The sequence below is a fragment of the Chryseobacterium sp. Bi04 genome (assembly GCF_918698085.1).
GTDB lineage: Bacteria > Bacteroidota > Bacteroidia > Flavobacteriales > Weeksellaceae > Chryseobacterium.
Genome location: NZ_CAKKLP010000003.1, coordinates 380,142 through 390,773 on the forward strand (window position 1 = coordinate 380,142; position 10,632 = coordinate 390,773).

The window sequence follows — 10,632 nt, forward strand, 5'->3', positions numbered from 1 at the left end:
AAAAATAAACGAAAAATTAAAATATTTATTAATGTAATGTTAATTAATAAAAAAAAAATATATTTTTATTGTCTCAATTTGAGAATTAAAATAATAACTGTATATGAATGTAAGAATATCAAGAAGCTTAGGATTGGTTGCCGTCCTCTATTTTACGGCCAACTTCAGTGCCCAGACTAAGGTGAAGGACACGCTTTCTAAAGAAAACAAAATAGACGAGATTGTAATGATTGGTTACGGTAGCCAGAAGAAAAGTAATGTGACAGGAGCCATATCCAGTGTTAGGGCCAAGGATATTGAAGATATTCCTTCGGGTAAGCCTGAACAGGTTCTTCAGGGAAGGGCAGCCGGGGTTTCTGTAGTTACCAATTCCGGACAGCCGGGATCTGCTGCTACGGTAAGAGTTCGTGGTGTTACCAGCTTTGGAGCCGGAAGTAATGATCCTTTATGGGTAGTGGATGGTATCGTGGTAGATAATATTGCATGGCTTAACCAGTCGGATATAGAGAATATAGAAATTCTGAAAGATGGAGCATCCTCTGCGATCTATGGAGTTTCTGCGGCGAAAGGAGTTATCCTGGTAACTACTAAAAAAGGAAGAAAGGGTAAGATGAACTTAAGTTATAATGGTTTTTATGGGGTAGGATCAGCGGCCAAGAAGCTTGATCTTCTGAACGCCAGCCAATATGGAACCATCATCAACGAAGCCCTGACGAATGCTGGAAAGGATCCACGTTTTACCAACCCTCAATCTTTTGGAACAGGAACAGACTGGCAGGATGTAGCCTTTAATACAGCTGAAAGAATGTCTCATGAATTCAGTATCAGCGGAGGAAATGATAAGTCAACTTTTTATTCCTCATTTGGGTATTATGAGCAGGATGGAATTGTCCTGAGAGATATTTCCAACTATAAAAGAATGAATGTAAGGTTAAATTCTACCCATAAGGTTTTCGATTTCCTTACCATTGGGCAGACTTTATCTTATACCCATCAAAAAACCAAAGGTATTAATGCCAATGATGAATTTGGAGGTCCTTTGAGCTCCGTAATCAACCTGGATCCTATAACGCCGGTAGTGGTGACAGATCCTGCTTTGTTGAATACAAGCCCGTATAACAATGCCAGTCTTTCTCCTTACCTGATCAGGGATGCTTTCGGAAACCCATACGGTGTATCTACTATCGTGGAAAATGAAATGACCAACCCGCTGGCCTTCAAACAAACCCAGTTAGGAAAGTACAACTGGTCGGATGATTTTGTAGCCAATGTGTTTGCAGAACTGAAGTTTCTGGATCATTTTACATTCAAAACAACTTTAAACGGAAAGCTTTCCTATTGGGGCAAAGAACAGTTCACCCCAAAATACTATCTGAATACAAACTCCAGAAATACTGTTTTTAACAGCTTTTTAAGAGAAAGTAACAGAAAGCTGGAGTGGAATACTGAAAATACTTTGACCTATCAGAATAAATGGGGAACACATAACTTAAGTGTATTGATAGGACAGGGCGCGTATTATTATAATATAGGCTCAGGAAACAATACCACTTATATTAATCTTCCTGTTAATAGCTGGGAAGATGCATCATTTAACTTTGATGTTCCTCAGGAGAACCGTTCTACCGTTGCCAATGACGGAGTTCAGACGCATAAAGCATCTTATTTTGCAAGGGTGATCTATGATTACGAAGACAAATACCTTTTTACGGGAACAATCCGTAGAGATGGTTCTTCTAAATTTGCGAAAGGACAGCATTGGGGAAATTTCCCTGCATTTTCAGTAGGATGGAATGTTTCTAATGAGAATTTCTGGCCTGAAAATAAAATCGTAAACACGTTAAAATTCAGAGGAGGCTATGGGGTTTTAGGGAATGATGCTATTGAGAACTTCAGATTTGCCAACTTCCTTAAATCCGGAAGTAACTATACCTATGGCGACAATAATATCGTGATCGGATATGCTCCGACAACATTAGAAAACCCGGATCTTCGCTGGGAAGAAACTTCACAGCTGAATATTGCTGCAGATCTGAAATTATTACAGGACTTTACTTTAACTGTAGACTGGTTTAAAAAGAAAACAACAGATATTCTTCGTCAGGTAGACATTCCTGGATATGTAGGAGCTCCGGACAGACCATGGAGGAATGTTGGAGATATGGATAACAACGGGGTAGAGATCGCTTTAGGATATAAAAAGAACTGGAATGATTTCGGAATTTCTGTTAATGGGAATTTCTCCTATTTAAAGAATGAGGTAACCAGGCTTGAAGATGATAAAATTTATGAAAACTTTGCTTCATTCCAGTCTATGGGTCCTGTTACAAGATTCCAGGTGGGATCGCCGTACGGTTCTTTCTTTGGATACAAAAATGCAGGTATCTTCCAGACTCAGGCAGAGATTGATTCCTATAGAAATGCCAATGGAGATCTTATCCAGCCAGGTGCCAAACCTGGTGATTTTAGAAGAACGGATGTGAATGGTGATGGTAAAATCAGTGATGAAGACTATGAATATTTAGGAAGTTCCGTACCCAAATTTACATATGGGCTTACCGTGAATCTTAACTATAAAAATGTTGACCTGATGATATTTGCCCAGGGACAGGGAGGAAATAAAATTTTCCAGGGATTAAGAAGACTGGATCTTTTCTACAGCAATTATCAGACTACAATTCTTGACAGATGGACAGGCCCGGGTACTTCGAATACTGTGGCAAGACTGGATGCCAACGATGATAATAAAAACTATACTAAAATGTCTGATTATTATCTTCAGGATGGAGGATTTATGAGGATTAAGCTGGTACAGTTGGGATATACCTTGCCGGGAGATGTTTCCAAACGCTTCGGAGCCAATAAAATCAGATTTTACGTAACAGGGGAAAACCTGTTCACATTTACAAAGTATACAGGATATGACCCTGAGATTGCAGTAAATGATTCTTACGGTATCGATAGAGCTTACTATCCGCAAGCCAGAACATTCTTATTTGGAGCCAATATTCAATTCTAAAAAAAACAACATGAAAAACAGATTCTATAAAACAATATTATTAGTCGTTCTTACATCAGGGATCGGATTCAGCTCCGTTTCATGTGGTGATGAATTCATCGAGGATGTACAGAATAAAGGAGCCTTTGACTCCAATAACTATTTCCAGAACGAAGAGCAGTCTTTCAGTGCTTTGGTATCGGTATATGATCTTCTCAGAAAATATTCCGGAGGTTTTGAAAATACAGTAACCTTCTTTAATGCAGGTTCTGATGATTTTTACTCCGGAGGCGGAAGTCCTACAGATGGGGCCGGGATACAAAGTTTTTCTAATTTTTCCATTGATCAGATTTCGGTTCCTAAAACCTACTGGAATGATTTTTACCAGGGAATTGCCAGAGCCAATCTTTTGATTCAGCGTATCCCTGATGCTAAAATGAATGATCAGACCAGAAACAGGTTCATTGCTGAAGCTAAAACACTAAGAGCATTGTATTATTTTGAACTTCTGAAGATGTTCGGAAATATACCTTTGATTCTAAAACCTATCACAGCTACAGACGATTTTTATAATATTCCTCAGGCAGATCCTCAGGCTGTTTACACCCAAATTGAATCCGATATTGAGGCTTCTCTTAATGACCTTCCGTTATCCATAGCCCCTACCAACAAAGCTGAGGTGGGAAGAATCAGCCAGGGAACAGCGCGGGCTATTTTAGGTAAGATATATCTGTATAACAATAAAAAAGCACAGGCCGCCGCTCAATTTGCAGAAGTAAACGGAACACCGGGACAGGCCAGTCAATATGGGTATAAATTAGTAGCCAACTACGATGATCTGTGGAAGGCTGGGAATAAATTTACCACAGAATCAATTCTTGAAGTCATGCACACCAATAAAGGGAATTCCGACTGGCCTTTCTGGGGGCAGGGAAAAGATGAGGGAAACTCTATCTGTATTATGATTGGGCCAAGAGGTTATGACAGGCTGAAAACTTCAGCACCGGATATTGTTTCCGGCTGGGCATTTAACACTGCCACAGAAGACCTTTACAACTTTATGGCTGGTGATCCAAGGCTAAAATCCACGATATTAAATGCCAAACAGCTGGCAGCTAATGGTGAAATCAAATATTCGCCGGCTCATAATGACACCGGGTATTTTCTGAATAAATATCTTCCTACAAGAGACGAAGTATCTAACCTTCCGGGAGCACCGGAGCTTAATTACAGCAGAAATTACATCGTAATAAGACTTGCAGACACTTATCTTATGGAAGCAGAAGCGCTCAATGGTTCAGGAGCAAGAGCCCAGGCGTTGCTGGATGCTGTAAGAACCAGAGTTGGGCTCCCATCAGTTCCGGTTTCTCTGCAGGCTGTTAAAGATGAGCGGAGAAGAGAACTTGCCGGGGAAGGACACCGGTGGTTTGATCTTGTAAGATGGGGTGATGCGCCGTCCAAATTAGCATCAAGAGGTTTCAAGGCTAACAGGAATGAGCTTTTACCTATTCCTTATAACGAGCTTCTTAACACATTGATTAAGCAAAACCCAGGTTACTAAACATGAAGTTTCACAACTTATATAGTTTCTTTAGAGGTACCGCACTACTTTGTGGTGTGGTACTTTTTCCTTTATCATGCACATCGGTTGCTGGGGGTAAAGGCGATGAGGTCCAGTATTGGCTCACAAAAGGTGATGAAAGTGTAAAATTACAGCTGCAGACTCCTCTCAAATTTGGAAATGGTTCCAATAAAGATCAGAATATTGAAATTGATAGTTCTCAAAAGTTTCAATATGTTGATGGATTTGGATACACATTAACCGGGGGAAGTGTGGAAGTAATCAACCGGCTGTCACCTTCAAAAAGAAAAGCTCTACTCAATGAGCTTTTTGGAAACGGTAAAAATTCAATTTCTGTAAGCTATTTAAGGTTAAGCATAGGGGCTTCAGATCTTGATGGAGAAGTATTTTCTTACGATGACCTTCCGGAAGGGCAGACAGATGCTAGTCTTTCGAAATTCAGTCTGGCAAAGGATAAAGCTCTGATTACCATGTTGAAAGAAATTTTAGCAATTAATCCTAAAATTAAGATTATTGCAGCGCCATGGTCTCCACCGGTTTGGATGAAGGATAATGGAAAATCAAAAGGAGGAAGCTTAAAGCCTGAATTCTATGGTGTTTATGCCCGGTATTTTGTAAAGTATATTCAGGAAATGAAGAAAGAGGGGATTTATATTGATGCGGTTACACCTCAAAATGAACCTCTGCATCCGGGAAATAATCCCAGTTTATATATGCCTTCCGAACAGCAAAGAGATTTTATCAAAAATCATTTAGGTCCGGAATTTAAAACCAATCAAATCCATACTAAAATTGTAGTGTACGACCACAACTGTAATAAACCAGAGTATGCTATTGATATTCTGAAAGATCCTGATGCTTATCAGTATATTGACGGGTCTGCTTTTCATTTATATGAAGGGGAGATCTCTGCTTTAAGTACTGTGCACGATGCTTTTCCTGACAAAAACTTATACTTTACCGAACAGTGGACAGGTTCAAAAGGAACTTTTAATGAAGACCTGAACTGGCACACAAAAAATGTGATCATCGGTTCTATGAGAAACTGGAGTAAAATAGCTTTGGAATGGAACCTGGCAAACGATCCTCAATATAAGCCTCACACAGATGGCGGATGTACAGAATGTAAAGGAGCAATTACCGTTTCTGACAGTGAAAATTTTACAAGAAATGTTTCCTACTATATTATTGCACATGCTTCGAAATTTGTTCCTGCAGGTTCTCAGCGTATCGCTTCCACACAGACCGATAAACTTTCCACAGTAGCTTTTAAGACTCAATTTGGGAAAATAGTTTTAATTGTTCAGAACGATAACCAAGCAGATGAAAATTTTAATATTAAATTTGCCGGGAAAACCGCTGCTGCAACAATTTCAGGACGTTCTACAGCAACCTTTGTTTTTTAATTTTTGATATCATGAAAAGAGTTTATTTCTTACTGGCATTTTCCACATTGGGTATGAGCACTTACGGGCAGAAAACAATTGATCAGAAAGTAGCAGAGCTGCTGTCTAAAATGACCCTTGAAGAAAAAGTGGGGCAGATGGTTCAGTATAGTGGTTTTGAATATGCTACAGGACCTCAGCAGTCTAATTCTGCAGCTGTTTTAGAGGAAATTAAAAAAGGTAAAGTCGGTTCTATGCTGAATGTGGCAGGATCAGAAGAAACCAGGGCATTTCAGAAACTGGCGATGCAGTCGAGACTGAAAATTCCTTTACTATTCGGGCAGGACGTTATCCATGGATACCGTACTACTTTTCCTGTGAATCTGGGACAGGCGGCAAGCTGGGACCTGGGGATGATAGAAAAATCAGAAAGAATAGCTGCTACGGAAGCGGCTGCTTATGGTATTCACTGGACGTTTGCGCCAATGGTGGATATCGCCAGAGATCCGAGATGGGGAAGGGTAATGGAAGGTTCCGGTGAAGATACTTACCTGGGGACAAAAATAGGATTAGCAAGGATAAAAGGATTTCAGGGCAGAGGTTTGGGAAGTCTTGATGCAGTGATGGCCTGTGCAAAACATTTCGCAGCATACGGAGCAGCTGTAGGTGGGAGAGATTATAATTCCGTAGATATGAGCCTCAGACAGCTGAATGAAACGTATCTTCCACCATTCAAAGCTGCTGCAGAAGCAGGAGTAGCTACTTTCATGAATTCCTTTAATGACATTAACGGAATTCCGGCTACAGCTAACAAATATATACAGAGAGACCTTTTAAAGGGAAAATGGAATTATAAAGGTTTTGTGGTTTCAGATTGGGGAAGTATCGGGGAGATGGTTCCTCACGGCTATGCCAGAGATACTGACGAAGCCGCAGAAAAAGCTATACAGGGAGGAAGTGATATGGATATGGAAAGCCGTGTATACATGGCAGAACTTCCAAAATTGGTTAAAGAAGGAAAAGTAGATCCAAAACTGGTAGATGATGCGACAGGGAGAATTTTAACTAAAAAATTTGAAATGGGCCTTTTCGATGATCCTTTCCGGTTCAGCAATGAAAAGAGACAGAAAGAACAAACCGATAATCAGGAGAACAGAAAATTCGGAAGAGAATTTGGTTCAAAGAGTATTGTTCTTCTTAAAAATAAGGGGAATATTCTTCCACTTTCAAAAACAGTAAAAACAGTTGCTCTGATTGGTCCTTTTGCTAAAGAGACTGTTGCCAATCACGGATTTTGGTCTATTGCTTTCAAAGATGATAACCAAAGAATTGTTTCACAATTTGATGGAATTAAAAGTCAACTCGATAAAAACTCCACTTTAGTCTATGCAAAAGGCTGTAATGTTGATGATCAGGATAAAAGTCAGTTTTCGGAAGCAGTAGAAACGGCAAAAAAATCTGATGTTGTGATTATGACATTGGGGGAAGGCCATGCGATGAGCGGCGAAGCAAAAAGCAGAAGCAATATCGGGTTTACTGGCGTTCAGGAAGAGCTATTGAAAGAAATTGCCAAAACGGGAAAACCTATCATCTTGATGATTAATGCCGGAAGACCTCTGATTTTCAACTGGGCATCAGACAATATTCCAGCGATTATGTACACATGGTGGCTGGGAACGGAAGCAGGAAACTCTATTGCAGATGTTCTGTTTGGCACTGTAAATCCTGGAGGAAAACTGCCGATGAGCTTTCCGAGAACAGAAGGTCAGATTCCTGTGTACTACAATCATTTTAATACGGGAAGACCCGCAAAAAATAATACAGACAGAAACTATGTCTCCGCTTATATAGATCTTGATAATGACCCAAAATATCCGTTTGGATATGGCCTGAGCTATACCGATTTTAAATACTCTGATATGGCTTTAAGTTCAGCAAACCTTACAGGAAATCAGACACTGAACATCAGCATTACCGTTTCCAATACAGGGAAATATGACGGTGAAGAAGTGGTACAGCTTTACATCAGGGATCTTTTCGGAAAAGTAGTAAGGCCAGTGAAGGAACTGAAAGGCTTCCAAAAAATATTTATCAAAAAAGGAGAAAGTAAAAAAGTAGATTTTCAACTGACACCCGAAGAGCTGAAGTTTTTTGATGAAGACCTGAAATTTGACTGGGAAAGTGGAGAATTTGATATCATGATCGGAACCAATTCTCAAAATGTTCAGACAAAAAGAATTAATTGGGTGAAATAAGTTCAACCCACTAAAAGTGAACATTAGCCTGTTTAAGAGGACAGAAAATGGCTTTAACCGAAACAAACCTAACCCATATGAATCTCAAAGCTAAAAGTATCATCAAAATATGTGCAGGAGGAGCTTTCTTCCTTTCTGTCCTCAATTGTGCTTCAAACAGACCGGATTCTGGCAGAAACCTCATATGGAATGATGAATTTAATGGTAAAGGACTTCCGGATTCATTACAATGGAATTACGATACCGGAGGCGGCGGTTTTGGAAATGAGGAAGCTCAGTTTTATACTAAAAACAGACTTGAGAATGCCAGAATGGAAAAAGGCAATCTCATCATTGAAGCTAAAAAAGAAAATTGGGAAAACAATAAATATACTTCTGCAAGACTTTTAACCAAAGGGAAATTTGCTTTTCAGTATGGAACAATAGAAGTCAGGGCAAAACTTCCCAAGGGCCGCGGAACATGGCCTGCCATCTGGATGATGAGCGAAAATATGAAGAAATGGCCGGATGATGGCGAACTGGATATCATGGAGCACGTGGGTTTTAATCAGGGGTATGTACATGCTTCTGTTCACACTAAAAAGTACAACCATATTCAGGGAACACAGAAAACAGATACCCTGTTTATAAAGGATGTAAGCGATGCCTTCCATGTCTATAAAGCAGACTGGACGCCGGAAAAAATAGATGTTTATATAGATGAACAAAAATTTTTCACCTACGAGAATAAAGAAAAAAACTATAGAGCATGGCCATTTGACCAGCCTTACTTCATCATTTTAAATCTTGCAGTAGGAGGAATGTGGGGTGGAAAAGAGGGAATTGATGATCTTGTTTTTCCACAGAAGTATTATATAGACTATGTAAGAGTCTATCAAAATAAATAATGAAAAAGAGGACGATAGGTCCAAAAACAGAAAAAAATATGAGAAAACTAATTGTAAGCTGTTTTGTTGTAGGTGTTGTTTTCAATGCTCATGCGCAAAACTATTGGAAGAAAAATGAAGGAAAAACAGCTAAAGTAATTCTTACCAATTCTAAGGTCAATGAAAAAATGACCGATAAAGGATCTGTAAAGTTTGAAAAATTTGGCCAGCCTAAGGAAACAGAAGCCTGTATTTTTGTGGCTCCCGGCTTTAAATACCAAAAATTAATAGGAATAGGTGGGGCCATCACCGATGCTTCGGCTGAAACTTTCTATAAAATGCCTAAAAATAAGCAGAAAGAAATTTTAGACGCTTATTTTGGTAAAGATGGGCTGGGGTATACCGTGGTTCGTACCAATATGAACTCCTGTGACTTTTCCAGCGACTCTTATACCTATGTGGCGGATAATGATATTTCTCTGAAATCTTTCAATATCGCCCACGACGAAAAGTATAAGATTCCTATGATTAAAGAAGCAAAAAATGCAATAGGAAATAACTTTACGTTTTATTTTTCCCCCTGGAGTCCACCCGCCTGGATGAAGTCTAATAAGAGTTTATACAAAGGCGGAAGGCTGGAAAACCAATATTACCAAACCTGGGCAGATTACTATATCCAATTCATCAGAGAATATGAAAAAAGAGGGATTAATGTGTGGGGATTAACCGTTCAGAACGAGCCTATGGCAACACAAAGCTGGGAATCATGCATCTATACTGCAGAGGAGGAAGGTGAGTTTCTGAAAAACAATCTGGGGCCTACACTTTGGAAAAATGGATATAAAGATAAAAAAGTAATGATCTGGGATCATAACAGAGACCTGATTTATCAAAGAGCAACCACCACCCTGAGTGACCCTGAAACTTCAAAATATGCCCATGGAATAGGATATCACTGGTATGAAACATGGAATAATAAAACCCAGCTTTTTGATAATTTAGCAGAAACCCACAGAGCTTTTCCAGATAAATTTCTGGCGTTTACAGAAGGCTGTAAAGAACAGTTCAAAATGGACCAGATCTATGATGTAAGCTTAGGTGAGCTGTACGGGAAAAATATGCTTAACGACTTCAACAAAGGAAATGCATTGTGGACTGATTGGAATATCCTGCTGGATGAAACAGGAGGCCCCAATCATAAAGGGAACTTCTGTTTTGCCCCCATTATTGCAGATACCAAAACAGGAGAGGTACATTATACCTATGAATATTACTACGTAGGACATGTATCAAAATTTATTAAACCAAATGCCCAGAGAATCGGAAGTTCTTCTAACAGAGCAGCCCTGACTTCTACTGCTTTCATGAACCAAAACGGACAACTGGTAACCGTAATTATGAATGATTCGGACAACGATATCGAAACAAATCTGTGGATAGAAGGAATGGCTGCCAAGCTGAATGCGCCTGCCCATTCTATACAGACTGTAATTTTATAACTTCATATTAATATTATTTTTAACAGAATCGGCGGCCTCTTTGAGGC

6 protein-coding genes are annotated in these 10,632 nt (G+C 39.4%); all 6 read left to right on the forward strand.

The window, feature by feature from the left end; genetic code table 11:
• Window positions 1-103 precede the first annotated feature (103 nt).
• The 6 genes from LQV47_RS08005 to LQV47_RS08030 all read left to right on the forward strand — a co-directional run bounded on the left by LQV47_RS08005 (window position 104) and on the right by LQV47_RS08030 (window position 10,585).
• Window positions 104-3,019, forward strand: a complete 2,916-nt coding sequence (locus LQV47_RS08005; RefSeq protein WP_230035641.1) for a TonB-dependent receptor — start codon at window positions 104-106, stop codon at window positions 3,017-3,019.
• A gap of 10 nt (window positions 3,020-3,029) precedes the next feature.
• Entirely contained in the window at window positions 3,030-4,559 is a 1,530-nt protein-coding gene (locus LQV47_RS08010) for a RagB/SusD family nutrient uptake outer membrane protein (RefSeq protein WP_230035643.1), read from the forward strand.
• A 2-nt stretch (window positions 4,560-4,561) separates the two neighbouring features.
• A complete protein-coding gene (locus LQV47_RS08015; protein ID WP_230035645.1) occupies window positions 4,562-5,986 on the forward strand; it encodes a glycoside hydrolase family 30 beta sandwich domain-containing protein in 1,425 nt (474 codons plus the stop codon).
• Window positions 5,987-5,997: 11 nt separating this feature from the next.
• The gene (locus tag LQV47_RS08020) at window positions 5,998-8,220 is read left to right on the forward strand and encodes a glycoside hydrolase family 3 N-terminal domain-containing protein (RefSeq protein ID WP_230035647.1); all 2,223 of its coding nucleotides are present in this window, start codon (window positions 5,998-6,000) and stop codon (window positions 8,218-8,220) included.
• A gap of 77 nt (window positions 8,221-8,297) precedes the next feature.
• Entirely contained in the window at window positions 8,298-9,107 is an 810-nt protein-coding gene (locus LQV47_RS08025) for a glycoside hydrolase family 16 protein (RefSeq protein WP_230035649.1), read from the forward strand.
• Between the two features lie 38 nt (window positions 9,108-9,145).
• Window positions 9,146-10,585 (forward strand): glycoside hydrolase family 30 protein, encoded by a 1,440-nt coding sequence (locus LQV47_RS08030; RefSeq protein ID WP_230035650.1) that lies wholly within the window; start codon window positions 9,146-9,148, stop codon window positions 10,583-10,585.
• Window positions 10,586-10,632 lie beyond the last annotated feature (47 nt).